The organism is Cronobacter sp. EKM101R (assembly GCF_963888145.1).
Lineage (GTDB): Bacteria > Pseudomonadota > Gammaproteobacteria > Enterobacterales > Enterobacteriaceae > Cronobacter > Cronobacter turicensis.
Map to the genome: position 1 here is coordinate 13,563 of NZ_CAWPHW010000003.1, position 25,779 is coordinate 39,341.

The following is a 25,779-nucleotide window of genomic DNA, read 5'->3' on the forward strand; positions in this document are numbered from 1 at the left end:
TACGTATAAAGCGTCAGCGAATCAGGCAGCTAAGCCTGAATTCGTCCTGCTTTCAGGAAGGATTTTTCACAAAATGATTACGTTGTATCGGCCTTGTACAACCTTCTACGGCATACCTCGCCCTCAAAATTGCATAATCAGTACAACTTCAGATTAGTCACTAAAAATAATTTTCATCATAACTGAATGAAATTAATGATGAAGTTATTATTTGCGCAAAAAAAGATCGCTAACTTATACAATAACGGTGTACAAGATTTACGTAATTAGTATACTGCTAACTATTCCTTGCGTAGTTACGAAATTTTAACAGGAGTGACATATGCGTCAGAACGGTTACATTCCGGATACAGCTAATGCCATTGCCCGATACTTTGACAAAGCGGCTCTGCCGACTCAGCAAGAAACATTAGGGCAAATCGTCGTCGAGATTCTGCGCGACGGTCGTCTCCTGAATAAAAAGAGTATTTGCACCAAGTTACTTAGTCGTCTCGAAATGGCTTCAAGCGTTGAAGAAGAAAGTCATTATCAAACGCTGATCGGCCTTCTGTTCGATCGCTAACACCAGGGCGTTCCTTTACTGAACAGGCTCCTGATGATTAAGTTAATCTCGGCGGAGGGATATTGCAGGCCTTAGCACAGCCTGACAATTTTCAGTGGCAGGAAGCCACCGGAAAAAGTTGTATCCCGTGCGTGTGGCACGGGACATGCGGCATTCAGAGACGCATTTATGAACAGAAGTGAAAAAGATCAACTGACAGATGAAATCATCGGAGAGGCAGTCCTGTCTCTTCTGAGAGAGAAAGGCCCCATCAATATGCGGGTTCTGATTGCGCGTCTGCGCTCGATGGAAACCAGCGAGTCTGATCCTCAGCGACGCGAGGCGATTGCCCGCGTCATTGTGGAAATTACCGCGACAACGGTTTCCGGACGGCGTAATGGCGCGCGTGAGCGTAAAGAGTGGAACGGCGATAACGTTCATTCGCTGTTTGGCGAGAGCGCGTCGCCGGACAACAGTAAAAAACACTGACTACATTCAGCTACTTTCAATCTAAACACGGTGCCAGTACATGAGCCAGGTGATGCTTAACCCCACTGATTTGCAGGCGGATCTGCCCGACACGGCACTGTCTGAATATTTTCGTAATGCCGGTGACATGCTGGCTCAGGAAGCCGCCCTGCTGGGCGCTGTTGTGAGCAACATTCTCGCCACCGACGGTCACCTGACCCACAAAGCGATTATTTTACAGCTGATTGGCGTGCTGGAAACCACGGATGACGTGGTAATGGCCGACGTCATCCGCAAGACGCTGGAGATCGTTGTCGATCATACGCTGGACGACATCTGATACTGACGTTTAATTTCTTCGGTTAAAAGCCAGCCCGTCTCTCACTCCGGCTGGCTTTTTTCTTTGTGTCACACATACCCTCCCTCTTCTATCATCATTTCACGGCCAAACCGATAAGACAGAAGAGCAATTCATGATAATCGCGCAGCTTTCTGATATTCACGCCGCACCGGATAACGACCACCTGTCGCGTTTCGACAACGCGCTGGCGTGGCTTGCTCCCCTTGAGCCCGATGTGCTGGTGATAAGCGGCGATCTGACCGACGACCACTGGCGCGACGGTTATAGCGCCATTGCGACGCGGCTGGAAACACTGTCCTGCCGGACGCTGATCCTGCCGGGTAATGCTGATGACCGCGCCGCCATGCGCGCGGTCTGGCCTTCGCTGGCGCAGCAAGGGCCGCTGCATGCGGTTGTGGATACGCCCGCACTTCGCGTGATTGGGCTGGATTCCACTGTGGAAAGGAGTGCGGTGGGCAGCGTGGCCGCGCATCTGGACTGGCTGGCGCATCAACTCGATCAGGCGCACGGGCGACCGACGCTGCTGTTTCTGCACCATCATGTTTTTATGAGCGGCATTCCGTCGATGGATGCGATAGCGTGCCGCGACGCCCACGCGCTGGGCACCCTGCTGCACCATCACCCGGCAAAACCGCTCGCGATTGCCACAGGGCACGTGCACCGCCCGGCCGCAGGAATGCTGGCCGGTATTCCAGCGTATATCTGCGGTTCGGTCTGCCCGGCGAACCCGTTATGGCTGGGCGGCGCGCACGTGCCTGAGGTCTGCGATCCACCGGCGCTGATGGTGCACCGGGTTGAGAATGGCGCGCTCGCCAGCCATTTTATTGCGGTCTCACCGGTTAACGGCCGTTGATCGCTTATCAGTACGCGCAGGCGAACCGAAGGGATTACAGCGCCGCAATAGTCTCAACGTCGTGCTGAAAGACCCACGGATCGGAGAGCAGCCCGAATTGTTCATCGTCAGGGTAGGTTACCGCCACCTGATAATCTTCACCCGCGAACGCTTTTACGGCGCTCAAATCGTCCCAGTACGTCGCCAGGAAAAAGTGCGCCCAGTCGCCCTGCGCCTCCTGGCGGACAAACGCGCCGCGGTTACCGGCCGTACGCTGTGAATGTTCCACGCCCGTTTTCTGTAAATGCGCGGCAAAGCCGTCGGCGTGTTCCAGCGGCACGCAGCCGTGCCAGGTTCTGACTATCATATGCTCTCCTTTAACAGGCGGTTACGCTGTGTGTCTCAGGCATCGTCCAGCCGAGATACCCGAATGCGGCGCGCCGGATGCGGTGCTTCAGCGCAGCCGTGTCATCCTCGCGTCGCGCGATGGCCATAGCGATCATGCCCTGCGCCAGCGCGATAACATCCCATGCTGCGGTATCGCTTTGTTCAAGCGCCGAGGCGACACAACGGTGTAGCGCCGCCAGCATCTCCTGCTGATGCGCCAGAAATTCCGGGGCTGTCTCCTGCACATCCAGCGTGCGTGCAAGCGCGGGGCGCGAAAACTCATAAGCCATGGCCGCGTCAATCATGCCATCGAGGCGTGTCGGCAGGGCTGGACGGGCCGCGGCGGTCTGCATGGCAGTAAGCAGGAATTCATGTTCGCGCGCCACCAGCGCCGCCGTTAAGGCGTGGCGGTTCGGGAAATACTGATACAGCGAGCCAATGCTGACGCCTGCGGTTTCCGCGACGGCATTAGTGGTGCAGGCCGACGCGCCCTCGCGCTCGAAAATGCGAGCCGTCGCCTCGACAATGGCCTCTACCAGCGCCCGGGATCGTGCCTGACGCGGCGCTTTACGCGGTGGTAGAGGCGGCAGTATGGCATCCATAAACGCGAGTCCCTGAATATAACGTGTCCCGATATCATAACGGCGTCGTCTTAACACAACATCTACAAGCATTAATAGTTTTCAGGGAGACGTTATGCATACCGCCAAAGAGACCGTCACGCTGTTTATGCTGGTGAAAGCCAACCGCCGCTGGCTTGACGCCAGCGCCGACGAACGTCAGCGCACTATCTCCACCCATCTTGCGCCCTTACTCAGCGAATACCAGGGCGCGTTAAGGTTTCGCTATTTCGATACCGAATTTTACTCCGCGCGCATTTCCGATATCTGGATGTGGGAAGCCGAAAGCCATGCCGTCTGGCAGGCCTTCACTGAAGCGCTGCGCGACACCCCGTTCTGGAATGATTTTTTCGAGATAAAGGAAATCCTCCAGGGCGTCGAGGCGCAGCATCTGTAAGCGGCGGCTTACCCGTCAGTCTTGCAGCCCCGCAGCGTTTTCCACACGATGGCGGCGCAAAGCAGGGTCAGCACAGCCAGCGCGTTGCACAGCAGCAGGTACGCATGATTCAGGCTGTGGTAAAGCAGCGCGCGGGGCGCGCCCGGCAGCAGCGACTGGGCCTGCTGAAGATGACCGTTGCCCAGCCATTCGGCGGCGCGGGCGATGGTCTGCGCCGGATACCCCGTCGCGGCGAGCGTTTGTTGGTTCGCGGCGGCGAGAAAGGCCATTACGCCCACCAGCGCCACGCCTTCGCCCGCCACCCGCACTGTATTAAACAAGCCTGCCGCCATCCCGGCTTTCTCTACCGGCACGCCAGAGACCGCAAGACCATCCATCAGCCCCCAGGGCAGCGCCGAGCCTGTGCCGGTGATAATGAGCGCCGCCATCAGCAGCGGCATGCTACCGCCCTGCAAGGCCTGGCCCAGCAGCGCCAGCCCCACGGCGGCGATCAACAGCCCGGAGGCGGCCAGATGACCCGCGCTGATCCAGCGCGTCAGCGTCGCCGCCACGCCAGGCAGCAGCAGCATCGGCAGCGTCAACGCCATCATATACAGGCCGCTGGCGGTGGCGCTCAACGCGTCGGCACCGGTAAACCGCAGCGGCAGCAGGATCAACCAGACGACATAACAGCAGCAGGTCGCGAGCGGCAACACCAGGACGCCCGCAAAACGCGCATTACGCAGTAAAGCGAGTTCCAGCACCGGTTGCGCAGCGCGCCGGCACCGGACGACAAAGATTTTCGCGGATGCAATCGTCGCCAGCAGCAGGGCGATGACCGGCCCGGAGACGATGCCATACCGTGGGATCAACAGCAGCGCGATCGTGAAAAACACCAGACAGAAGCTGAACAACGCAAGCCCTGGCACGTCGGCGCGCATTGCGTCAGGTTTACGGGCGGGAGGCAGGAAAACCGCGCCGGTCAGCGCGCTCAGCCCGGCGAGCAGAGCCAGCAGCGCATAGAGCCATCGCCAGCCGAACTGCTCAATGACAACGCCCGCGATCGGCGGGCCGAACGCCAGCCCTGCCCCGAACATCGTGCCGAGAATGCCGAACACGCGCGTGCGCGCCGGCCCGCTGAACAGCTGCGCCAGCATCGCGCTACCGCCGGCCAGCGTCATCGCCGCGGCGATCCCCTGGACGGCGCGCAACGCGCCAATCGCAACGGTACTCCTGGCCACGCAGACCGCCAGGCAACTGAAGAAAAACAGCAGCAGCCCGCCGGTGAAAACGCGTTTCCTGCCCAGTTTGTCGGCCATGACCCCCGCCGCCAGCAGCGAGCCGCCGAACGTCAGCATGAAACCGTTAGTCAGCCAGGCGAGCGCCAGCGCGCTGCCGCCAAGCGAATGCCCGATAGCAGGCGTGGTGGCGACGCCGCCGGTAAAGCTCAGCGGCAGGATCAGCGCAGCAAAGAGCACCGCCAGCGCGGCGACGTTAGTGGCGTTCGCCACCCGAAAATATGTATTTACAGACATAGCCTGGCCTTAAACGATGATTGAACACGCCCAGACTATTGCGGACAGCTATAATGATAAATAGACTGAAAATCTCTTCATAACGGACAAAAAGCTGATAATCATGGACAGTTTTACGTCGCTGGCCTCGTTTGTTCGCACCGCCGAGACGCTGAGCTTTACCCAGGCCGCACGCATGCTGGGCATTTCAGCTTCCGCCGTCGGGAAAAATGTGGCCCGCCTTGAGCAAAAGCTGGGCGTGCGGCTTTTTAACCGCAGCACCCGGAGCGTAAGCCTCACCGCCGAAGGCGCGACGCTGCTGGCGCGCTGTCGCCCTGCGCTTGAACAGCTGCGCGAGGCGGAAGCGGAGTTAACGTCCGCCACAGACACCCCGTCCGGCAGGCTGCGCATTTCCCTGCCGGTCATCGGGTATCATCTGCTGATGCCCTTTTTACCGGCGTTCGCCGCCCGCTATCCCGAGATCGATATCGAGCTCGATTTCAGCGACAGGCTGGTCAATCTGGTGGATGAAGGTTTTGATGTGGCTATCCGCAGCGGCGAGATGGCGGATTCACGCCTTACCGCCACCACACTTGGCCACTTCCGTTTCGTCCTGTGTGCAAGCCCTGCTTATCTTCTGGAACACGGCGCGCCGCAGACACCAGATGCGCTAAAAAAGCACCGCTGCATTCTGTTTCGCTTTCCGTCGACCGGGCTGATCCAGCCCTGGGAACTGACGGGCCTGACGATGACAGGCGCGCCGTCTGCCCTTACGGTCAATAACATCGAAGCGATGATACGCGCGGCCGTCGCCGGGATGGGCATCTGTTACGTGCCCGATTTTATTGTCAATCCGCTGCTTACCCGCGGCGAGCTTAAGGAAGTCATGCCGGGCTGCTGCGAACGGCGGGGCGCGTTTTCGGCGCTCTGGCAAACCAGCCGTTATCTCTCGCCGCGTATCCGCTGCTTTGTCGATTTCCTGAAAGCCCACTGGGACACCGGAGCGCGCCGCCGGTGACGTCGGCTTTCAGAAACGCCCGCGCGTCATCTATGATGAAAGCGTGAAGGATTAACCGGATTTATCGTTTTGTTACGACTGATGCTGAAAGGATGCCGCTGCCATGCCTGTGAACTTTGACCTGAACGATATCTATGCGTTTCGCGCATTAATGGAGTACGGCAGTTTCCGGCTCGCGGCGGAGTCCATCTGCCTTTCACAGTCGGCGCTGAGCCGCCGGATAGAAAAGCTGGAGACGGCGCTCGGCGCGCGGCTCTTTGACAGAACCACCCGGCGCGTGGCGCTGACCCTCTACGGGCAACGTTTTGCCGAACGCTCAGAGCAGCTACTGGCGAATGTCGAGGCGGTGCTGGCGGATATTCATCAGGCCAGCAAGGATCGCACCGGGCTGGTCACGGTCGCGACGGTGCCGTCGGGCGCCTATTACTTTATGCCGGAGATCATCCGCCAGTTTCAGGCGCGCTACCCGCGCGTGCGGATCAAATTAATCGACAGCAGCGTCGGCAATGTTATCGACGCCGTCAGCAGCGGCCAGGCCGATTTCGGCATCTGTTTTGGCAGGAGCCTGCCGCAACACATCGAGTTTGTGCCGCTGGTGGAGGATGTCTATGTGGCGGCCTGTCGGCGCGATCATCCGCTCGCGCGAAAAGCGCAGCTCACCTGGCAGGAGTATTTTCAGCAGGATTACATCGGGCTGGATAAAGTTTCCGGAAACCGTACCCTGCTCGACCAGGCGCTGGGGCATATCACGCCGGAGCGGCCGAGCATCTGTGAAACCCGCCATGTCACGACCGTACTGGGCATGGTGGAAGCGGGCATCGGCATCGCCGCGGTGCCAGCCATGGCGATGCCTGCCGCCGGGCACTCCGTTCTGGTGCCGCTGCGTCTGATCGATCCGGTCGTCACGCGCAACGTGGGGCTGATACGCCGCAGCGGGCGTATTCAGTCTTACGTGGCGGCAGAGCTTGAAAAGCTCATCACTGAACAGTACCCGCCAGCCTGACCGGCGCTTTTTGCGCGACTGACCGCATGCCGGTGGCGCGCGCCACCTTTTGCGCGTCGGGCGACGCCAGAAACGTCAGCAGCGCGCGGCCTTCGGCAGGGTGCGCCGCGTTACTGGTCACCGCGCCTGCAAAACGGGTGATGTACTGAACGCGGTCCGGCAGCTCGCCGACAAACGTCACGCCGGGCTCCGGCAGCAGTTCGCTGACCTGCTGAAACCCCACGGCATAGTTGCCTTTCGCCACTTCCGAGGCCACCGGTATACGCTCCACCATCCGCGCTTTGGTCTCCATCTGCGCCTCAATCCCGAGCGTCTTGAATAACGTCGTGCTGACATAACGACCGCTGGCGCTGTCGGAATACGCGATGGAACGCGCGGCCAGCAATGTCTGGCGCAGCGCGTCCGGCGTGTTTATCGCGGGCACCGGCGCGCCCTGCTTCACCACCATGCCCACCGGCGAATCTGCAAGTTCCGTGCGCGTTCCCGGCGCGGTGCGGCCCGCTTTTTCAAGGCTGCTCAGGGCATCGCCGACCATGATCACCACATCCGCCTTTTCGCCGCGCGCCAGCCGGTTCGGGATCGCCTGCGGTGTTTTGCCCATCGACGGGCCGGGGATAATGACAATAAGGTTGCCGCTCTGTTTTTCATACGCCGGGCGGAGCTGTTCCAGCGCGGCTTTGAAACCGCCTGAAATCATCACCGTTATCTCCTGCGACTGCGCCACGCTGCTTAACGACGAGAGCGTCAGCGCAGCTATCCATGAAGTCAGTGTCTTATGCATGGCGGCGTCCTGCGGTCTGTAATGTCATCGAACTGCGGCGGTAAAGGTACAGCGTCGCCAGCAGCGCGCAGAGCGCGGCGAAACTCATCCAGTAGCCGGGCGAGGCTTTATCGCCGGTATACTCAATCAACGCCGTGGAGATAACCGGCGTAAAGCCGCCGAAGATCGCCGTCGCCAGGCTGTAGGCCAGCGAGAACCCGGCGACGCGCACCTCGGCAGGCATGATTTCGGTGAGCGCCGGGATCATCGCGCCGTTGTACAGGCCATACATAAATGAGAGCCACAGCAATACGCCCAGCATCATCGAAAAGCCCGGCGCCGCCGCCAGCATCATCAGCGCCGGATACGCCGTGGCCAGCGCCAGCAGGGTCATGGCTATCAGCACCGGCTTACGCCCGAAGCGGTCAGACAGCGCGCCGCCTACCGGAAGCCAGATAAAGTTAGAAATCGCCACCAGCAGCGTCACCAGAAGGCTGTCCGAGGCGCTGAGCATCAGCACTTTTTTGCCAAAAGTAGGCGCATAGACGGTGATGAGATAAAACGCCGTGGTGGTCATCGCCACCATCATCATGCCCGCCACCACCACCGGCCAGTGGGTCAGCAGCATGCTGAATACCTGTTTCATGTCGAGATGATGACGGCGCGCGCTGAATTCCTGCGTCTCTTCAAGCTTGCGGCGCAGCACGAAAATGAACGGCACAATCAGGCAGCCGAAGAGGAACGGAATACGCCAGCCCCAGTCGCTGATAGCCGACTGCTCCAGCGCCGCGTTCAGGGCAAAGCCCATCGCCGCTGCCACCATAATCGCGACCTGCTGGCTGCCTGACTGCCAGCTGGTGTAAAAACCTTTGCGGCCCGGCGTCGCGATTTCCGCCAGATACACCGACACGCCGCCAAGCTCCGCCCCGGCAGAAAACCCCTGCAACAGGCGGCCAATAAGTACCAGCAGCGGCGCCCACAACCCGATGGCTTCATAGGACGGGATCAGCACAATCAGAAAGGTGCCTGTCGCCATGATCGAGAGCGTCATAATTAGCCCTTTGCGACGGCCCACTTTATCGATATACGCGCCCAGCACAATGGCGCCGATGGGGCGCATCAGGAAGCCTGCGCCAAATACCGCAAACGTCATCATCAGCGAGGCAAACTCGCTGCTCGCCGGGAAAAACGTATGCGCGATGTAGGTGGCATAAAAGCCGAACAGGAAAAAATCAAACTGCTCCAGAAAGTTACCGGACGTGACGCGCAGGATAGCGCCAGCCCGGGAACGGGTGTTTACAGGTGAGGTAGCGGAATGCATTGATGTCTCCAGTTGTCGTTGACGCTTGTGGTTGCGCCTCTTTCTGAAGACTGGAACAGAAATAACCACGTAATAAGCGTAATAAACGCATCAACCGATGCGTTTCACGCATTAGTCCTCCGCACGATTGCCAGAGCGCTTTTGTATACAAAGATTTAACAATCACGCGCGGAATGATCATGCCCAAAGCAGAAGGATTTTCAGTTTTCCGTTTTGTGACAAAGGCCTGAATGTGAACCCGCGCGTTCACCGGATTTTCACATCCCTCAGGCTCGCTGATGAAAGATGCCCCATGCCGCTACGCCAGCAAATTCTGCCCGATAAAATCGTCGATATCGTCCTGCGCCTGACGGAACGCTTCATCAGAAGGCAGCGTGTAGAGATGATCGCTGTAGCCGAACAGCATCGCGTCCAGCTGTCTCGCAAACCGCGCGGCGTTGACGCGGCGAAACACGCCCTCCTGCGCGCCCGCCGTGAGGATGTCGACCAGCGCGTCGTGCCAGCGGGCCAGTATCGATTCCATCAGCTGCGCATATTCCGGGTTATGGGCTGCAAGCTGCCACAACGAACCATAAAGCTTCGCGGTCGGATCTGGCGTGGGCGAAATCACGCCTTCGATAAACGCTTTCAGCCTTTCACGGGCGGGTAACGACGCCGTCCGCGAGACAAATTCAGTCAGTTCATTCTCAAGAAACGTGGTGATCGACTCCACGCACAGCGCCTGCCAGTTTTTGAAATAGTGATAGATATGGCTGCGCGAAATGCCCAGGTGCTCCGTCAGATCGCGCGTTTTGACGTTTTCAATGCCCTGTTCAATGAACAGCGCGATCGCCGCGTTAATGATTTTCTCTTTCACGAAAGCTCACTCTGCTTTTCTCTGATTGACTTTGAGCAGTTGCTCAAATAGCATCCCACCCCACTTGAGCAATTGCTCTAACTGAAGATTAACAGAAATCATGAAGACGCACAGCGTAAATATCCCGACCGCCCTTCCCGACCCCAGCGCCGCCGCCACGCTGAAAACGCTGGCCCGGCGCCACCGCAAGAAGCTCTTTTTTACCTTCTTTCTGGTGATAGCGGAGAATGTCACCTATCTGCTCTACCCGGTGCTGGCGGGTATCTGCATTAACGCTATTCTGGCGGGGAATGTCCGGAGCGCGATGCTGTACGGGCTGATGGTGCTGTTTATCTGGCTGCTGGGCGCGACGCGGCGCAGTGTGGATACGCGCACATTCGCCCGCATTTACGCGGGGCTCGCCGTCTCGGTGGTGCTGGCGCAGCGCCAGAAACGCCTCAGCCATTCGACCATCGCGGCGCGCGTCGCGCTCTCAAGGGAATTTGTCGATTTTTTCGAGCTGCACCTGCCGACGCTGATTACCTCCGTGGCGTCGATGGCGGGCGCCGCCGTCATGCTGCTGCTCATCGAGTTCTGGACAGGGATCGCGTGTCTGGGGATCCTGGCGGTGTTGGCCTGTTTTCTCACGCAGTTTACCCGCCGCAATGAGGCGCTGTATGGCAGGCTCAATAACCGGCTGGAAAAAGAGATCGATATGGTGACGCACGCCGCACCGCGCGCGCTGCAACGGCATTATCAGCTGCTGGCGAGACTGCGCATCATGCTCTCCGATCGCGAAGCGATGGGGTATTTCACCATCGGCGTGCTGGCCGCGCTGCTGTTCAGCTTTACAGTCGTAATGATGACGCAGTCAGCCGCGATTAACGCCGGTCATATCTACTCGGTGATGACCTATATGTGGATGTTTGTCACGAGCCTGGATGACGCGCCGCAGCTGCTGGAGAAATATTCGCAGCTCAAAGATATCGGCAAACGGGTGACGACGGAGGCGGAAACCGGAGCCGCTGAATAACCCCGGTGAACCTGTCGCCGCCCTGTGGGACGGCCCGATTACTGGGGCTGTTCGCGCAGGAAAATCGTCAGCACGTCTTTAAACGCGACGCCGCCGCACTCCGCGACCAGCCAGCCGACCGCGCCCCGGTGACAGGTGTAGCGCCCGTGGCTGCCAATATTAAGGGTTCAGGAAAATTCAGGCGCGCTTTTCGGTATACTCGGCCCGGCACAGTAAACGAAAGGGATGACAAGATGATTACCCGCGCCCACGCACGACACTTCCCGGCGTTAGCAGATATCTGGGAACGCGCAGTGCGCCACACCCACACCTTTCTTTGCGAGGCGGAAATAGCGCGTCTCAGAGTCTGCGTTCAGGAAATGTATTTGCCTGCGCTACCTGTCTGGTGCTGGCAGAAGGAAAACGGTAAATGTGCTGGTTTTGTCGGCGTGCTGGATGAAAAAATCGAGATGCTGTTTGTCGAACCGCAGGTGTTTGGTCGTGACATCGGAAAAGCGTTACTGACCTTCGCCTGCGAGCAGCAGGGTGCACGCTTTGTGGATGTCAATGAGCAAAACCCGTCAGCCATCGCTTTCTATGAACATATGGGGTTTGTCCATACGGGTCGCTCACCGCTGGATGGCGAAGGACAACCTTACCCGCTTCTGCATATGCAACGGCGTTGATTATTCTCCAGGATAAGGCCCCGTCATGCGTACACGCCCCGCCTCACGATTGTTGATTATGAGCCCCGATCACCGCTTATTGCTGTTTCGCTTTACCCACCGCGACGACGCGCTTGCCGGCCGCTCTTACTGGGCGACGCCGGGCGGCGGCGTCGAAGACGGCGAGTCATTCTCAGAGGCGGCATTACGCGAGCTACGGGAAGAGACAGGCATCGTGCGCGCCTCCCCTGGGCCTGAAGTGGCGCAGCGCACCTTTACGATGCAGCTGCCCAATGGCGAAACGGTGCTGGCCGACGAGCGCTTTTTTATTATTCACGTGGACCGCGAAGAAACCGATTTTTCAGGCTGGAGCGCGAATGAAAAGCGCGTTATTCACGATCACCGCTGGTGGTCGCAGGAAGCCCTGGCCCTCGCCCGTGAAACTATCTACCCGCGTGAACTGTTGCTTGAGGCGATGTCGGCGCGCTGAAAGCGATGGCCTACGAATTTCAACGGGTTTACAGCCAGGCGCAGGCTGATAGTGTGGCCGCATACCAGAGGAAAAAACGCCATGAACCTGCCGCTACAACTTGAAGATACGCTTTTCACCGCCATGAAAAATTCCGACGTGACGGCCCTTATGGCGTTAATCGCCGACGATCTGCTCTTTATCAATCACGCCGGCCAGCGCGTCACGAAAACCGAGGATATTGGACTGCATGCCAGCGGCGCTATGACGATTCAGGCGATTGAGCGTGAATTTTTTAAGGCGCAGGAAAGCGACTACTGCATTATTGTCGATACCTGCGTGGCCATCACGGGCACCTACGCCGGTGAACCGCTGAATGGCCGTTTTCACCATTTCCGCACTTGGGTTAATCGTCACGGGCAGTGGCAGGTGCTCGGGTTAAAAACCACGCTACTCTGACGCGCGCATCTGCCCGGCGCGCGGGCTTGTGCCGTCCATGGGAAAGTGAAAAGCGGCTTATCCGCGCCGGGTATGCAAGGATCCTGCCGAAAGTCATTTCACGTGAGTCAATGTTTTTGGTGGTGGTTTAATCGACGAAACGCGCGACCGGGATATTAAAGCGTTTTGACAGATTGCGCATATGTTCCAGCGTCAGCGAACGCTCCCCTTTCAGGATGCGGCTAACCAAAGAACGCTGCCCGATCTCCGCTTCGAAGTCGGTTTGTTTCAGCCCGTACTGGTCCATCAGGACGCGTAAAAGGGAGACCCCGTGCGATTCGGCAGCAATGCGAGCGTTAAACTCAGCGAACTCAGGCGCATTATCTTCGTATTCATCGATTTGAGCGGTCAGCATATTCACCAGCGGGCTATCTGGCTCATGCTCTACCAGATACTCCACCATTTTGATCGCTTCTTCATAGTCTTTGCGGGAAGTACTCCCCCCCAAAAAGGGGACAATGCTCGCCAGATTTTGTGCAGCTTTGATAGCATCGCCGTACATCATTCTTTATTTCTCCGGTAATAGTCAGTCAGCTTGTCGTATTCAGCATGGGTAGATATATGCTTTATGAATATTTTCCCGCGCTCGAAGTCTGCAAAGAACATCACTCGCAGATTCCCGCCGCCTATATCAATCACCCACCATTTTTCCCGGTACTTCATCCTGTCCAGGCTCGGAAACGTCTGTTTTAAGTCATCCGGACTGGTGAACTTATCGCGCTTGAGCGTTCTGTATAAATCATCAAGTGCTAAAGCCTGGTTGGGAAATTGTCTGGCGGCAATATCGAAAGGCTCCCTCGATATTACATGCATCACTGCCCCCGTGTTTCCAATATGGATACATAATAGCGAAGATGGATACCGTTGACAATATGGAAACAGCAAAAGATAAAAAAGCCCATCGCCGCGGGCGTGTCTACAGGTCAAACAGGATGCTGGATCCATCGCAAACGAGCTTGCTATCCACTTGAACTCGAGCGCCGCCTCAGCGCCGGTTATACCTGGTTTGCTGATAAAGAAGAGAACAGGCCGATCGTGCGGACGCGTAACTGCGCTGGCTGTAACGCACGCCTCTGATGGACGCGCCAGCACTCGCGATGCCATGCAAGCGGATGACGCTGCACGCGAGCTTAATGTTCTCTTAACGGTGTGAGTGGACAATAGCGAATAATTTTTACGCCTGGGTGTCTTTTTCAGGCTGGTTTTGTGGTTTTTCACAGCTATTTTCTACAGGTGCGGCTATGCAGTTTAAAAACGTCGTGGGTAATCTGGCAGGCTGGCAACGCGGCGATGCAGCCAGCTATGCGCGTATTTATCATCAGTTTGGCGGTTCACTCTGTTGTCACCCTGATGTGGTGCAATTTTTAAGTCGTGAGCAGAATCTGACGCTCAATTATTTTGTGCTGAAAGACGGTGACGACGACGCGGGCGCCTGCTTTTCCGTTAACGGAAAGTGCAGCCTGCAGCACAGGCAGTATCCTGTCGTCTTTGATGACGTGTTATTTCCCCTGCGAGCGAATAAGCGCAGCTACCTGCCAGTGACCAACAAACGGCTCTCGCCGCAGCATAAAGGCGCGTTTGTTAATACGATCTACTCCGGGCGTCTCAAGCATAAAGTCGCGTATATCAAAGAGACTATTTCGAAGACATCGGAGAAAAAACGCCGCAAAGAGTTTGAGAAATTCTGCGCCATGGGCGGCGTGGTGCGGGACGCGAGCAGTTTTTCTTCTGAAGAACTCGCCACGATGTATGTTGAGCTTTTCAGCCTGCGCTGGCAGGGAAAAATCTACTGCTTTACGCATGAGGATCTGGTGCGTACCTTTGACGCGCTGCGGCCCCTGATTTTTGGCAGCGTGCTGTTTCTCGATAATCGCCCGTGCGCGTTCGACATTATTTTTATGTGCAGCAACCCCACATGGATTTATTTCGATGACATCAACGGCGGCTACGATCCGCAATACACCACGCTGAATCTGGGCAGTATTTTGTTATGGCTGAATACGAGTAATGCCCGCGCGCTGTGCGCCAGAGAAAATAAGACGATGCGTTTTTCGCTCGGGATTTATAAAGACTTCTGGAGCTATAAAAAACAGTGGTGCGATATTATCCCGCTCGGCAGAACCTTTTTCTGATACGTGCGGGAAAGCAGGAAAACGGGCCTGCGCCCGTTTTCCTCGCTGTCCGCTTACCGCTCCGGATTGAGATAGCAGACGCGCAGACGGTGACCGTCCGGGTCCATCGCCGCAAAGGTATAGCCGAAATCGAGTTCCACCGGGCTCTGGATCGCCGTCGCCTGACGCTCCATGCACCAGAGCATATAAAAATGATCGACCTCGTCACGCGCCTGCACCTTAAAGACGATTTCCCCCGCTGGCACCGGCGCGCGCTGATTCACAACCGGCTCTACGGTATAGCAGGACCACAGGCCCAGCTTAAAGCCGTTATCCAGCACGAATAACGCGAACGTAGGCTGTTTCTCAACCGGCTCGCAGCCGAGCAGCGTGGAATAAAATTCAGCGCTCTTAAGGACGTTCTCAACATAGAGAATAGACATATCGGCAGTAATCATTTGGCTCTCCTTGTGTGGTGAGTCATGACAGTAACAGCCGACAGTGACAGTTTTTGTCAGTAGGTTTTTGCCTGCGCAATCCCTTGCGAGCTTTTCCACTCTTTCAGCAGCTTATAGCGCGATTGTGGGCACGATTGTTCGCTGACAGTCACCTGTTGCATCCGGTCGATACGAAAGTGGCGGAACGCCTGACGCAACTCGCACCAGCACGCCAGCATCCTGACCGCGTCCAAAAAACCGAGCGCAATCGGCCACACCAGTCGCGACGACGCGGCGCCGTCTTTATCGGTATAGACCAGCTCAAGCTTTCTGCGCTGATGAATAGCGCTGCGAATATCGGCCAGGAACCGCAGGCTGCCCTCATTGCCGGGCGGGGCCACCATCAGCGACGGGTAGGTGATCTGCTGCGCGAGATGCTCAGGAAGAATGGCGTGGATCTTCGCCACGGCATTACGGGCCGCGGCTTCGAGCTGCGGGTCGGTATGGCGCATCACCCAGTGCAGGCCGAGTATCAGCGCGTCGACTTCATGGGCATCGAACATCAGCGGCGGCAGGTGATAATCAGACTGGAGGATATAACCGATCCCCGCGCTGCCCTCGATCTCCACCCCCTGCATTTTCAGCGTTTCAATATCGCGATAAATACTACGCACGCTGACATGAAGCCGCTCCGCAAGCGTCGCCGCCGTCACCGGGTAACGGTGGGATCGCAGAAGCTGGAGCAGTTCTAAAAGCCGTTGTGTCCGGGTCATGTTGATTCTCGGATGCAGGAGGTGTTGTTAAATCAGTAAAGTAAATCCAGCGGTTCCGGGCCACGCGCCAGCCGGAGCGTGCCAGTATTCTCGCGAATAAAAACCGCCTGATAATGCACGTTATCGATCCCGCTGATGAGATTATCCAGCTCTGAATCCGCCATGCGCAGGGAGGGCGTTTTAGCCCATTGCGGCAGCGCCGGAATATCATACGTGAAGGTCGCCTGGATACCATCGCGCTGCGGCTTAATCTCCAGGGTTTTGACGCGCATCTTTCCATAGCAGAAATCGTGGTGCCGGTGAAATTCCGCGCGTCCTGTGGGCGTCAGCGTCCAGCTTTTTTGAGAGCCTTCGCGCCTGCTCACGACAAGCCCGGCATCCACCAGCGCTTCCATCCTGGCATGCAGCCAGACATCAGCGCCTGCGCGGCTGGTTACCGGCCAGGCTGTTTCGCCGAGGCACAGCGACTGAGCGTTGAGCGCCTGCTGTAGCCGCGCGCGATAAGGCGCGGTCTGCTGCGCCATACTGCTCGTGCTGATGAGAAGTATGGCCAGCGCCGCCCGCCGCCTCAAAGGAATTTATCCATATTGAGCGTGCGAAAGGCGTCGTCCACATCGCTGTAAGCGGTGTCCGTCACGTAACTGCCGGACGGCTGCCAGAAAAAGGCCGCAACGCCCGGATCGGCGGTATTACTGGCGATCCGGTAGCGCGTAAATTTCACTTTCGTGGCATCGGTTAAATCCGTACTTTCTGAAGATTCCGCGATTTTCACCGCCCTGACCAGATAGAAAATATGATTAACCTGATACGGTTCATAGCCGCTGATTTTGGTTGTCGAGGCGGACAGCCGAAAATCGCTCCAGGTAAAACCATCGTCATCCGGCACCGGAACAATCAGCCAGGCGTGGTCTTTCTGAATATAGACCGTGAGAGTACTGCTGGGGTGGGAAGTATTATTGTCATAGGTGGCGCTGAAAATAAGATCATTCGCGCCATCCTGATTGATATCGAGCGTGTTCGGCCCATCTTTTAGCGCCACAGGCACCGTCTGTGCCGCATGGGCGCAGCCCGCCGTCAACAGCGAAGCGATAAACAGCACGCTCAGTTTCATCTCAATCGATCCCTTTGAAATACATAGTGTCGGCAGAAAACAGGCATTGCGCCAGCGTGGGACGCCTGGCGCAATATAGCATGGTGAGAATGACGCCGCGTTATTGGCCCGGCGATTAACGGTTTAAAGACGCTGCGGCGCGCCGTTTTTCAGTCATCAGCGCAACCATAGCAATGACCAGCGGGACCAGCGAGCTCCAGAGTACGGCGTTCCAGCCCACCAGCGTCAGTAGCGCGCCGGAAGAAAACGAGCCGACCATCATCACGCCGAACACCACAAAATCATTCAGCGACTGCACCTGGGTTCTCTCTTCCGGGCGGTGATAGTCGATAATTTGCGCCGACGCGCCGGTAAACCCGAAGTTCCAGCCAAGACCCAGTAAAATCAGCAGCAGCCAGTAGTGCCCGACCCCCGTTCCGGCAAGGCCCGCGGCCACCGACAGCGCCGAAATAGCAAGCCCCAGCGCCGCGATGCGCGAGGCGCCAAAACGGGTAATGAGTTTGCCGGTAAAGAAGCCTGGCGCATACATAGCAATCACATGCCACTGGATGCCCAGATTCGCATCCTGGAGTGAATGGCCGTGCATATGCATCGACAGCGGTGTCGCGGTCATCAGGAAGTTCATCACCATATACGCCACCGCGCCGCTGAACACGGTGCGGCTAAAGCCCGGCTGGCGCACTATCTCGCGAAGCGGTCGCCCGCGCACCTGATGTTCAGGCGCAACCGGATCGGGCGCTTTCACGCCCCACAGCACCACCGCAGATACCGCCGCCACCAGCGCCTGCGCGAGGTAAGTAATAGCAAAGGTATAGGGCGGCCAGAGATCCATGGTGCTGTTGACCAGCATCGGCCCGACAATACCTGCCGCCACGCCGCCGCCCATGACCAGCGAAAGCGCCCGCGCCCGTCGTTCGCCCGCTACGCCATCAGTGGCCGCAAAGCGAAATGAAACCGCGACGGCGGCATACGCGCCGCTCATAAATCCGGCGAAGCAAAACAGCCAGAACGAACCCAGCACCACGGCAAGCGACGCGGTCAACCCGGTCAGCACACCCGTACTGGTGCCCGCCATAAACGCCGCGCGGCGGCCATAGCGACGGGCAAGCGCGCCAAAGGGCAGGATCAGCGCCGCCATCCCGACAACGAAAATCGTCAGCGGAAGCGTTGCCAGCGCCCGGTCCGGCGCCATTGCGTCGCCGACAATCGCGCCGGTCGCGTAAAACACCACGGAGTTCGCGCCCGCAAGCGCCTGGGCCGTCGCCAGACGAAAAATATTCCTGTTCTGTTGCCCGACGGGCAGGGTTACTTCCGCACTCATTACTACTCCTTTTTGTCGTGGTCGCCCGGCGACACGCGTAAATACAGGGGGCCGATGGCGGCGCGTCCCTGTGTCGGCCCGATATATTCTCTTAACGCATTAACCATAAACTATTTTTTTAACGAACGTTCAGAGACTTAATTAACGTCGCACTTCCGCCTGCGCAAAACCAAACCGGCGGATTATTCGACTATCAAATCCCCTTCCAGCACCATGTTTTGCGATAACAGCCAGCGGTTGGGCGAGGAGGCAATGACGCGGCGATGGAGTTTATCGAACTGGCTGACATCCGCCTCACCGCTCACCACAATGGCGTAGCACAACGTGTCAGGCGAAATACCCGCCGCGCGCTGCGCATCGTCAAAGACGGTGAGGTGCAGCGTGCCGCGGGTTTCAATGCGCAGGCGGGTCAGGTGAATATGCTCGCGCTCGGCGGCGCTGACGAAAGCAGCCATCATGCAGGCATTGAACGCGGCCAGCAGCAGTTCCTGCGGACTCGGGGCCATGCCCTGCCCGCCCAGCGCGACCGGTTCGTCAGATAAAACGCTATATACCGTATTACCCGGCAGCGGCTCACCGTTAAGACGGGCAGCGCAGCGGGCCACGCTTGCCATGCCGCCACGCCACGTTGTGGTGATATCGAGCGTTGCGATGTCGTTTTGCATAACAGCCTCCTTTCCCGCACGCCGCAGACGGGCGTGCAGGATCAATCAGGCGTTGCGGCCAGCCATCACGCCGCCGTCGATATCCCATACGGCGCCGGTAACCCAGCCGGTTTTATCGGAAAGCAGGAACGCCACCGTTTCAGCGATATCGACCGCCGTACCAACGCGGCCGATCGGGTGGAAGCTGTCGAAGCTGTTCATGACGTCGTTAACGTCCTCTTTCGGGATAAACCCTTCATAAATCGGGGTATGGACGACAGCCGGAGAGACGGCGTTAACGCGAATGCCTTTATCGCCCAGTTCAATGGCCAGGTTTTTGGTCAGCGCGTGCAGACCCGCTTTCGCCATAGAGTACGCAGACGACGGCGTTGCGCCGATGGCCTGCTGCGCCCACATAGAGCCAATATTGACGATCGAGCCTTTAATGCCCGCCGCAATCATGTTGCGTACCACATCGCGGGTAATGAAAAACGTCGCGCGGTTGAGGTTCATATACATGTCGTAGTCAGCAGCGTCATGCTCCGTGAACGGTTTCGGGAAGAACACGCCCGCCGCGTTGACCAGCAGACTGATATCTTTATGCTCCGCATTGATCGTATCCATCACATGCTGCATACCGTCCTGCGTCATCAGGTCGGCCACGATCGTCGCTACCGGGCCCAGCGCCGCCAGCGCCTGGCGCGCCTGCCCGGCTTTATCCTGGCGGTTCCCCACCAGCACCACGCTGCCGCCCTCTTCCAGTACCCGTTTCGCGGTCTCAAAACCCATTCCGCTGGTACCGCCGACCACTAATAATTTTTTGCCTGCAAATAATGCGCTCATCGTTAACCTCTGGTGTTCAGTCAATAGAAAGGGCGCCAGCCCTGTTGTGTGACGCCAGAATGCCACTGCGGCCACCGGCTGACGACTGAGAAGAAATCGCGAAGCGAGAAAGAAAATCTTTGCCGCTACGGTATACTGTGAAAAACCGCGCAGACCGGAGCAACGATGCGATCCCTGAACCGACTGAAATGGCTACACGCATTTGAAGCGACCGCCCGTCACGGCAGTTTTACCGGCGCGGCGCAGGAGCTTGGCGTCACGCCCGCCGCCGTCGGGCAACTGGTGCGCGCGCTGGAGGACTGGGTAGGACATCCGCTGCTGAACCGCACCCGTTCGGGCAAAGCGCGGCTGACGCTGGTGAGCGAGGCCCAGGAGGCGCTGGCGGATATTTCTCAGGGGCTGGATCAGCTGGAATCGGGCCTCAACAAGCTGCGCGGTCGCCGTGCGCGCTCTGTGGTGGTGATCACCGCCTCGCAGGTGCTGCTGATGAACTGGCTGATGGAGCGCCTGAACCGCTTTTCAGAAACGCACCACACGATTGATTTGCGGCTCGATGTGACGGAGCGGCTGATGGATGTCTCACACGGCGAAGCGGATCTCGGCGTGCGCTGCGGTAAAGGCGACTGGCCGGGGCTGGCCAAAACGTGGCTGATGGACGAAGAGGCCGTGCTGGTATGCAGCCCACGACTGGCGCCGCCGGAGAAAACCACCTGCGCCGACTGGCTGGCAGAACAGAAGCTTATCCATGACGATACGCCGCACCCCGGCGCGGGCTTTCCCGCCTGGGATGAGGTACTGACAGCGCTGAACGCCCCGACGCCCCGCGAGAGCGGGCTGCATATCAACGCCACCGCTGCGGTGATTCTGGCCGCGCTCAGCGGGCGCGGCGTGGCGATTGTGCGCTATGCGCTGGTAAAACAGCTTATCGCCACCGGGCAGTTGATCCAGCTTCATCCGGATCGCCGCTGGCCGTTGCGCTGGGCCTATTATCTGGTCACACCGCAGGAGGCCGTGATGCGCCCGGAAGTCCGGCTGTTTCACGACTGGCTGGTGGACGATGTGCGCGCGGAGAATCCGCCGTCAGCCCAGGGTTAAGACGATGGCGCGCCATCAACCGGGTTTTCCGTGCCGTTAAGCAGGTTCTCCAGATACGCCGTCTGCCCGTGGCGGCGCAGGTAAGCCGTGACCTCGCGCGCCCAGCCTTCGCCGTTGCCGAGCGTGGCGCGGCTGTGCGTCTCGGCGTAAAGGTAACGCCGGTCCCACAGATTAATTAACGTCTGATTAATGCCGTCAATATTGCAGCCCGGATTATTGGCCTGCTGTAACGCCAGCGCCCGTTGCACCCGCTCGCGCTGCGCCTCGTCCGCCGGGAATTCCCGCTCGGCGAATTCGCTCAGCACCAGGAATGACGGCGGGATGCCCTCTTCCATCGCCGCGTGCAGACGGTAATGGCCATCCAGCACTACATAGGACGCCAGCCCGGCGACATACCAGACCAGCACCGGCGGCAGCGCGCCCTCGCGGCATTTTTTACGCCACCACTTGAGGCGCCCGGCGTGCGGGTCAATCGGGTAACGGCCCATCAGCAGATGACCGCCCCACCACCAGTCCACCAGCCGGACATATTCCGGGTCGGTGAGCGAGCGAAAATCTTCGCCGTAAAGCGCCCAGTCCACCCCCCAGTCGCCTGCGCTGGGGGGCGTTTTAAAGTACCACTGGTCGATATCGGGCGTGGTGTTGCGCAGGTATGACGACTGACGTTTCGCGGGCAGCATCGGGCGCAACAGCCAGTCGCGCGGCGCCAGCAGCGGCGCGGGAGAATCCATCAACTGCCGCGCGAAGTAGCGGCACCACTCGCCCGTCCACGCCGCGTCGCCCTTGCGCTTAATGGTTTCAATGTCTTCGGAGCGCACCGGCGGCAGCAGATTTTGCTGATCGGGATGCTCACGGTTGGTGACGAGCCAGACGCCGGAATAATCTTTCAGCATCGAGGCCCAGAAAAGCGTTTCGCCGCGCAGCTGCAACACCATGCGTCCGTGATGACCGCTCAGCATCTCCAGCGCCAGGCCTGGGGGCGTTTCGCCCTTTACCGTCAGCGCAAGCCCCAGCCAGGCGTCGTTACGATCGTGTAAATCTTTCCACCAGTAATGTGTCATGCAAGCTCCCTGCGTGTGTGATGGAGACAGGTTACGAGACGCACTTTTGCGCCTGTTCGGTGATCCACTGCCGGAAATAGGCAATTTTCGGCAGACTGTCACAGCCGGGTCGGTAAACCAGATAGTACGCCAGCGGCGAAGCCAGCGACACTTCCGGGCAGAGACGCACCAGTCGGCCGCTTTTCAGATCGTCCTCGACCATAATGCCGCGCGCGAGCGCGATCCCCTGCCCGTCAATCGCCGCCTGTAATACGGCAGCCGAGTTATTAATGCGAAGCCCCGGTTTGCGGGCGATGTCCTGCACGTTGAAACGGCGCAGCCACTGATCCCAGGTAATGAAATCTTTATGGCTCTCCATAGAGAGATCGTGAATTAGCGTCTGGAATGTCATGCCCGTGAGGCAGTTCATCGCCGGATCGTGTTGCAGCAGGGCGGGCGCGCAGACCGGAAAAATCTCTTCCGACATCAGCAACTCCGATTGCAACCCCTCCCAGACGCCAGCGCCATAGCGGATACCGACGTCCATTCCGGATGCCGTGAAATCCATGAGTTTCAGGCTGGTCTCCAGCCGGAGATCGATATCCGGCCAGCGGTGCTGGAAATCCTCAATACGCGGAAGCAGCCATTTTGCCGCGAAGGCCGGGCTTAGCGTCACATTAAGAATGCCGTTAGTGGCCCCTTCTTTCAGCAGCGTCATCCCCAGGTTCAGGCTTGCGAAGCCTGCGCTTATCTCCGGCAGCGCGCGCAGCGCAGGCTCGGTCAGCACCAGGCTGGCGCGGCGGTTTGCGCTGCGGTGAAACAGTGGAAATCCGACGATTTCCTCCAGCAGACGCACCAGTTGCCCGACGGCAGCGGGCGTGACGTGCAGCTCTTCTGCGGCCTGCGAAAAACTCAGGTGCCGCGCGCTGGCCTCAAAGGCCCGCAAGGCATTCAGATGAACAGGTACCTTCATATCAGATAGAAACTCTTTCAGAGGAGCGAAGATTATCTCAGTTGTTCAGGTCGGGCTGCGTTCACATAATGCCCTGACGGTGATGGTTCCGGCAGCATAGCCTGCTTTCCACGCTGTGCGAAATAAAAATACGCGCGAAGTTTTTCTTTTAACGTGCCGCTTCACAAAAGACGAAACGGCAGCACCCTGACAATCACGGGCCATGTCATGCCCCGTGAAAAGGTGAATGGAGAAATTAAACATGGCTTATTTGCAAATCACGCTTGATATCAGTGAAGAAAACCGCGCTGCGGCGGCTGGCGTTTATCAGAAATATAAGGCGCCGTTCCTGAACACCATTGAAGGGGCGGTTTCGAAAGAACTGCTGATCCGCGCTCAGGATGTGCAGGTGCTGCACGGGTTCGCCACAGTACAACAGGCGCAGGGCTACCTGGAATCCGCGCTGTTTGTGGAAGACGTGGTCGAGGCGCTGAAGCCTTATCTGAACAGCGCGCCGGATGTGCGTGTATACGACGTAGCCTGATTACCCTGGAGACAATTATGTACCTTGACTGGTCCGAACTTCGTAAAGAACTGCGCGCCGCGATTGGCCGCTTTGGCAAGTCCCAGCCTGATTTTATGAAAGGCATTGGCGCCATGGAAAGCGCTTACGCGAGCACAGGTCACCTGGACGCGAAAACGCATGAGCTTATCGCTCTGGCGGTCGCCGTAACCACGCGCTGTGACGGCTGCCTCTCTGTGCACGCCGAAGCGGCCGCGAAGCATGGCGCGACGCGTGAAGAGATCGCCGAAGCGCTGGCGGTAGCGATTACGCTGAATACCGGCGCGGCGCTGGTTTACTCCTCCCGCGCGCTTGACGCGTTTGACACCCTGCCGAAGTAACCCGTTTTCAGGCAGCCCTCCGGGGTTGCCTGAGACGCTTTGTGGAAAAAAGTATGTTGATTCATCACGATTTCTCCCGGCGAGCGATGATTTCCCCTGCGCATTACCGGTGGGTTGCCTCACCGCAGCCCGGGGTCGATCGTGTCATGCTGGATCGTACTGGCGGCGAACGCGCCCGCGCGACCAGCATTGTCCGTTATGCGCCCCACGCCTTTTTCCCTGCTCATCCGCACCCTGGCGGCGAGGAGATCCTGGTGCTGTCAGGCACGTTCTCCGAGGGAGAAAACCACTATCCGGCAGGCTGGTATCTGCGTAACCCGCCGGGGTCAGTCCATCAGCCCGCCAGCAATCCGGGAACGACCATTTTCGTCAAGCTGGGCCAGATGACGGCGCAGGAGACGCGTCCGGTCCGTATTAATACGGACGACCTGCGGGCATGGCAGGTTGGCGATGACAATGCCCGCTGTCCGCTGTATGAGGATGACCGCGAAAGCGTCTGTCTGCTGCGGCTGTCGGCAGGCGCAGCGGTATTCAGCCACGCCGCCACAGGCGGTGTGGAGCTGTTGCTGATTGAAGGCACGCTGATGGAAAACGACGTGCAGTACCCGGCAGGCACATGGCTGCGGCTGCCGCCAGATGACGTCCCGCCGCTCACGGCTGGCACGCAGGGTGCGCTGCTGTATGTGAAAACCGGACATTTGCGTGACGCCACGCCGGAAAAAATTCATGAAAAGAACTGACGTTGCGATTATCGGCGCAGGCATAAGCGGGCTGTACGCAGGCTGGCTGCTGGAAAAAACAGGAATTGATTACGCCATTCTTGAAGGCCGACCGATGACCGGCGGACGGCTGATGGTTTGCGCGCCTGACGATGCGCCGGACGCGCCTGCCGCCAGCCGAAACGACAGGGTCGATCTTGGCGCGACCTGGCTGTGGCCCGCCATCCAGCCGCAGCTGCACGAGCTGCTCATAACGCTTGGCGTCACGCTGATCCCGCAGAATGAAACCGGCGACATGATCTATGAGCGCGCGCGTAATCTGGTGTCGCGCCACCCTGGCTATACCTCTTCTCCCGCCGCCATGCGGGTACGTGGCGGCATGCGTCGGGTAACGGAAGCGCTGGAGGCCCGTCTCTTACCCGGTCGGGTAGAGACGGATCGCCGCGTTCAGCGCATTACGCAGGCGGGCGAAGACATCCTTATTGAGTCCGTGTCCCCTGAGGGCGAAACCCACAGCCTGCACGCCCGACATGTGCTACTGGCCCTACCGCCCGCGCTGGCGGCAGCAATCACGTTCGACCCGCCGCTGCCCGACGCGCTCGCTCACGCGTGGCGCAACACCGCTACATGGATGGCGCCGCACGCGAAGTATGTCGCGTTTTACACGCAGGATTTCTGGCGCGAGCAGGGTTTATCCGGCGAGGCGCGAAGCGGCGCCGGGCCGATGGCGGAGATCCACGATGTCAGCGTGCCAGGTGACGTTTACGCGCTGTTTGGTTTCCTCGGCGTGCCCGCGCAAACCCGGCGCGCCACGGATGACGCCACGCTGCGTCAACGTTGTCGGGCCCAGCTGGCGCGCCTGTTTGGCGAAGCCGCGGCGCACCCAATCGCCGATGTTATTAAAGACTGGGCCAACGATCCTTTTACCGCGGCCGCAAGCGATTTAACGCTACAGCCTGGGCATACGGTGCCCCCTGCCGCACCCGCTGACGGCGCATGGCAAGCGCGTCTTATGGGCATCGCCAGTGAGTGGTCGCCGCTTTTCCCCGGTTATCTCGCGGGCGCGATTGACGCGGCGGATGAAGCGATTAACGCGTTACTGAAGCGGTCACATGACACCCCTGGCCGTCAATAACCCTCTCTACAGAGC

Annotated in this window: 34 protein-coding genes and 1 pseudogene; 17 read left to right on the plus strand and 18 right to left on the minus strand. The window is 58.6% G+C overall.

Features of this window, described 5'->3' with window-relative positions; all coding sequences use genetic code 11:
* Positions 1-322: 322 nt before the first annotated feature.
* From ycgZ to AACV31_RS04635, 4 genes are all read left to right on the plus strand, one after another.
* Positions 323-562, plus strand: coding sequence for a regulatory protein YcgZ (gene ycgZ / locus AACV31_RS04620; protein WP_007670514.1), 240 nt, complete (start codon positions 323-325; stop codon positions 560-562).
* Between the two features lie 168 nt (positions 563-730).
* Positions 731-1,030, plus strand: coding sequence for a hypothetical protein (locus AACV31_RS04625; RefSeq protein WP_032807110.1), 300 nt, complete (start codon positions 731-733; stop codon positions 1,028-1,030).
* 40 nt (positions 1,031-1,070) lie between these two features.
* Positions 1,071-1,349 carry a biofilm development regulator YmgB/AriR family protein gene (locus tag AACV31_RS04630; protein WP_007767443.1) on the plus strand — a complete coding sequence of 93 codons (279 nt, stop codon included), beginning with the start codon at positions 1,071-1,073 and terminating at the stop codon, positions 1,347-1,349.
* Between the two features lie 133 nt (positions 1,350-1,482).
* Positions 1,483-2,223, plus strand: coding sequence for a metallophosphoesterase (locus tag AACV31_RS04635; RefSeq protein ID WP_161590024.1), 741 nt, complete (start codon positions 1,483-1,485; stop codon positions 2,221-2,223).
* A gap of 34 nt (positions 2,224-2,257) precedes the next feature.
* Here AACV31_RS04635 and AACV31_RS04640 read toward each other — a convergent pair whose 3' ends face one another.
* Together AACV31_RS04640 and AACV31_RS04645 are read right to left on the minus strand one after the other, a co-directional pair.
* Entirely contained in the window at positions 2,258-2,569 is a 312-nt protein-coding gene (locus AACV31_RS04640) for a hypothetical protein (protein WP_161590025.1), read from the minus strand.
* 10 nt (positions 2,570-2,579) lie between these two features.
* Positions 2,580-3,191: a TetR/AcrR family transcriptional regulator gene (locus AACV31_RS04645; RefSeq protein ID WP_165156397.1), complete on the minus strand. Its 612-nt coding sequence runs from the start codon at positions 3,189-3,191 to the stop codon at positions 2,580-2,582.
* A 94-nt stretch (positions 3,192-3,285) separates the two neighbouring features.
* Between AACV31_RS04645 and AACV31_RS04650 the strand changes: the two genes are divergently transcribed.
* Positions 3,286-3,606, plus strand: a complete 321-nt coding sequence (locus AACV31_RS04650) for a darcynin family protein (protein ID WP_165156395.1) — start codon at positions 3,286-3,288, stop codon at positions 3,604-3,606.
* Positions 3,607-3,614: 8 nt separating this feature from the next.
* Here AACV31_RS04650 and AACV31_RS04655 read toward each other — a convergent pair whose 3' ends face one another.
* Positions 3,615-5,120, minus strand: coding sequence for an MFS transporter (locus tag AACV31_RS04655; protein WP_165156393.1), 1,506 nt, complete (start codon positions 5,118-5,120; stop codon positions 3,615-3,617).
* A gap of 103 nt (positions 5,121-5,223) precedes the next feature.
* Between AACV31_RS04655 and AACV31_RS04660 the strand changes: the two genes are divergently transcribed.
* Positions 5,224-6,117, plus strand: a complete 894-nt coding sequence (locus AACV31_RS04660; RefSeq protein ID WP_165156391.1) for a LysR family transcriptional regulator — start codon at positions 5,224-5,226, stop codon at positions 6,115-6,117.
* A gap of 103 nt (positions 6,118-6,220) precedes the next feature.
* Entirely contained in the window at positions 6,221-7,120 is a 900-nt protein-coding gene (locus AACV31_RS04665; RefSeq protein WP_165156389.1) for a LysR family transcriptional regulator, read from the plus strand.
* Here AACV31_RS04665 and AACV31_RS04670 read toward each other — a convergent pair.
* The 3 genes from AACV31_RS04670 to AACV31_RS04680 form a co-directional block, all read right to left on the minus strand.
* The gene (locus AACV31_RS04670; RefSeq protein ID WP_165156387.1) at positions 7,095-7,901 is read right to left on the minus strand and encodes a substrate-binding domain-containing protein; all 807 of its coding nucleotides are present in this window, start codon (positions 7,899-7,901) and stop codon (positions 7,095-7,097) included. The two genes, AACV31_RS04665 and AACV31_RS04670, sit on opposite strands and share 26 nt — an antisense overlap.
* Positions 7,894-9,201 carry an MFS transporter gene (locus tag AACV31_RS04675; protein WP_007767421.1) on the minus strand — a complete coding sequence of 436 codons (1,308 nt, stop codon included), beginning with the start codon at positions 9,199-9,201 and terminating at the stop codon, positions 7,894-7,896. Before AACV31_RS04675 ends, AACV31_RS04670 begins: the two co-directional genes overlap by 8 nt.
* A gap of 298 nt (positions 9,202-9,499) precedes the next feature.
* Positions 9,500-10,057, minus strand: a complete 558-nt coding sequence (locus AACV31_RS04680) for a TetR/AcrR family transcriptional regulator (RefSeq protein WP_165156385.1) — start codon at positions 10,055-10,057, stop codon at positions 9,500-9,502.
* A gap of 100 nt (positions 10,058-10,157) precedes the next feature.
* Here AACV31_RS04680 and AACV31_RS04685 point away from each other — a divergent pair, with 100 nt between their 5' ends.
* The gene (locus AACV31_RS04685; protein WP_165156382.1) at positions 10,158-11,069 is read left to right on the plus strand and encodes an ABC transporter six-transmembrane domain-containing protein; all 912 of its coding nucleotides are present in this window, start codon (positions 10,158-10,160) and stop codon (positions 11,067-11,069) included.
* Positions 11,070-11,107: 38 nt separating this feature from the next.
* Here AACV31_RS04685 and AACV31_RS04690 read toward each other — a convergent pair.
* Positions 11,108-11,218: pseudogene (locus AACV31_RS04690) on the minus strand (DinB family protein); the annotation flags it as partial.
* Between the two features lie 84 nt (positions 11,219-11,302).
* On the opposite strand from AACV31_RS04690, the gene AACV31_RS04695 reads away from it, so the two are divergent.
* The 3 genes from AACV31_RS04695 to AACV31_RS04705 all read left to right on the plus strand — a co-directional run bounded on the left by AACV31_RS04695 (position 11,303) and on the right by AACV31_RS04705 (position 12,641).
* Entirely contained in the window at positions 11,303-11,734 is a 432-nt protein-coding gene (locus AACV31_RS04695) for a GNAT family N-acetyltransferase (RefSeq protein WP_075198944.1), read from the plus strand.
* 25 nt (positions 11,735-11,759) lie between these two features.
* Positions 11,760-12,203: an NUDIX hydrolase gene (locus AACV31_RS04700; RefSeq protein WP_075198945.1), complete on the plus strand. Its 444-nt coding sequence runs from the start codon at positions 11,760-11,762 to the stop codon at positions 12,201-12,203.
* Between the two features lie 81 nt (positions 12,204-12,284).
* Positions 12,285-12,641 (plus strand): nuclear transport factor 2 family protein, encoded by a 357-nt coding sequence (locus AACV31_RS04705; protein WP_075198946.1) that lies wholly within the window; start codon positions 12,285-12,287, stop codon positions 12,639-12,641.
* A 127-nt stretch (positions 12,642-12,768) separates the two neighbouring features.
* Here AACV31_RS04705 and AACV31_RS04710 read toward each other — a convergent pair whose 3' ends face one another.
* Complete coding sequence (locus AACV31_RS04710; RefSeq protein ID WP_105538447.1) at positions 12,769-13,185, minus strand: helix-turn-helix domain-containing protein; 417 nt, start codon at positions 13,183-13,185, stop codon at positions 12,769-12,771.
* Positions 13,182-13,493, minus strand: coding sequence for a type II toxin-antitoxin system HigB family toxin (locus AACV31_RS04715; protein ID WP_032807106.1), 312 nt, complete (start codon positions 13,491-13,493; stop codon positions 13,182-13,184). The genes AACV31_RS04710 and AACV31_RS04715 overlap by 4 nt, the downstream gene beginning before the upstream one ends.
* A gap of 428 nt (positions 13,494-13,921) precedes the next feature.
* Here AACV31_RS04715 and AACV31_RS04720 point away from each other — a divergent pair, with 428 nt between their 5' ends.
* A complete protein-coding gene (locus AACV31_RS04720; RefSeq protein ID WP_165156380.1) occupies positions 13,922-14,812 on the plus strand; it encodes a transcriptional regulator in 891 nt (296 codons plus the stop codon).
* 53 nt (positions 14,813-14,865) lie between these two features.
* Here AACV31_RS04720 and AACV31_RS04725 read toward each other — a convergent pair whose 3' ends face one another.
* From AACV31_RS04725 to AACV31_RS04755, 7 genes are all read right to left on the minus strand, one after another.
* On the minus strand, positions 14,866-15,249 hold the full coding sequence (locus AACV31_RS04725; protein WP_012815771.1) for a VOC family protein: 384 nt from the start codon (positions 15,247-15,249) through the stop codon (positions 14,866-14,868).
* Positions 15,250-15,305: 56 nt separating this feature from the next.
* Positions 15,306-16,001, minus strand: a complete 696-nt coding sequence (locus AACV31_RS04730; protein WP_075198950.1) for a helix-turn-helix transcriptional regulator — start codon at positions 15,999-16,001, stop codon at positions 15,306-15,308.
* A 32-nt stretch (positions 16,002-16,033) separates the two neighbouring features.
* Positions 16,034-16,525: a hypothetical protein gene (locus AACV31_RS04735; RefSeq protein ID WP_050555494.1), complete on the minus strand. Its 492-nt coding sequence runs from the start codon at positions 16,523-16,525 to the stop codon at positions 16,034-16,036.
* A 44-nt stretch (positions 16,526-16,569) separates the two neighbouring features.
* Positions 16,570-17,112: a carbapenem self-resistance protein CarG family protein gene (locus AACV31_RS04740; protein WP_105538451.1), complete on the minus strand. Its 543-nt coding sequence runs from the start codon at positions 17,110-17,112 to the stop codon at positions 16,570-16,572.
* A gap of 115 nt (positions 17,113-17,227) precedes the next feature.
* A complete protein-coding gene (locus AACV31_RS04745) occupies positions 17,228-18,433 on the minus strand; it encodes an MFS transporter (RefSeq protein WP_165156378.1) in 1,206 nt (401 codons plus the stop codon).
* A gap of 182 nt (positions 18,434-18,615) precedes the next feature.
* Positions 18,616-19,098: an OsmC family protein gene (locus AACV31_RS04750; RefSeq protein ID WP_165156376.1), complete on the minus strand. Its 483-nt coding sequence runs from the start codon at positions 19,096-19,098 to the stop codon at positions 18,616-18,618.
* Positions 19,099-19,143: 45 nt separating this feature from the next.
* The gene (locus AACV31_RS04755) at positions 19,144-19,920 is read right to left on the minus strand and encodes an SDR family NAD(P)-dependent oxidoreductase (RefSeq protein WP_075198955.1); all 777 of its coding nucleotides are present in this window, start codon (positions 19,918-19,920) and stop codon (positions 19,144-19,146) included.
* Positions 19,921-20,085: 165 nt separating this feature from the next.
* Between AACV31_RS04755 and AACV31_RS04760 the strand changes: the two genes are divergently transcribed.
* Positions 20,086-21,015, plus strand: a complete 930-nt coding sequence (locus tag AACV31_RS04760; protein ID WP_165156374.1) for a LysR substrate-binding domain-containing protein — start codon at positions 20,086-20,088, stop codon at positions 21,013-21,015.
* Here AACV31_RS04760 and AACV31_RS04765 read toward each other — a convergent pair.
* Together AACV31_RS04765 and gcvA are read right to left on the minus strand one after the other, a co-directional pair.
* Positions 21,012-22,076, minus strand: coding sequence for a ParB/Srx family N-terminal domain-containing protein (locus AACV31_RS04765; RefSeq protein ID WP_165156372.1), 1,065 nt, complete (start codon positions 22,074-22,076; stop codon positions 21,012-21,014). The genes AACV31_RS04760 and AACV31_RS04765 overlap by 4 nt on opposite strands.
* A gap of 31 nt (positions 22,077-22,107) precedes the next feature.
* Positions 22,108-23,028 (minus strand): transcriptional regulator GcvA, encoded by a 921-nt coding sequence (gene gcvA / locus AACV31_RS04770; RefSeq protein ID WP_075198958.1) that lies wholly within the window; start codon positions 23,026-23,028, stop codon positions 22,108-22,110.
* 241 nt (positions 23,029-23,269) lie between these two features.
* Here gcvA and AACV31_RS04775 point away from each other — a divergent pair, with 241 nt between their 5' ends.
* From AACV31_RS04775 to AACV31_RS04790, 4 genes are all read left to right on the plus strand, one after another.
* Positions 23,270-23,551 (plus strand): hypothetical protein, encoded by a 282-nt coding sequence (locus AACV31_RS04775; RefSeq protein WP_007767381.1) that lies wholly within the window; start codon positions 23,270-23,272, stop codon positions 23,549-23,551.
* Positions 23,552-23,568: 17 nt separating this feature from the next.
* The gene (locus AACV31_RS04780; protein WP_075198959.1) at positions 23,569-23,910 is read left to right on the plus strand and encodes a carboxymuconolactone decarboxylase family protein; all 342 of its coding nucleotides are present in this window, start codon (positions 23,569-23,571) and stop codon (positions 23,908-23,910) included.
* Positions 23,911-23,996: 86 nt separating this feature from the next.
* Entirely contained in the window at positions 23,997-24,650 is a 654-nt protein-coding gene (locus AACV31_RS04785; protein WP_255492475.1) for a cupin domain-containing protein, read from the plus strand.
* On the plus strand, positions 24,637-25,764 hold the full coding sequence (locus AACV31_RS04790) for a flavin monoamine oxidase family protein (RefSeq protein WP_075198961.1): 1,128 nt from the start codon (positions 24,637-24,639) through the stop codon (positions 25,762-25,764). Before AACV31_RS04785 ends, AACV31_RS04790 begins: the two co-directional genes overlap by 14 nt.
* Positions 25,765-25,779: the final 15 nt, after the last annotated feature.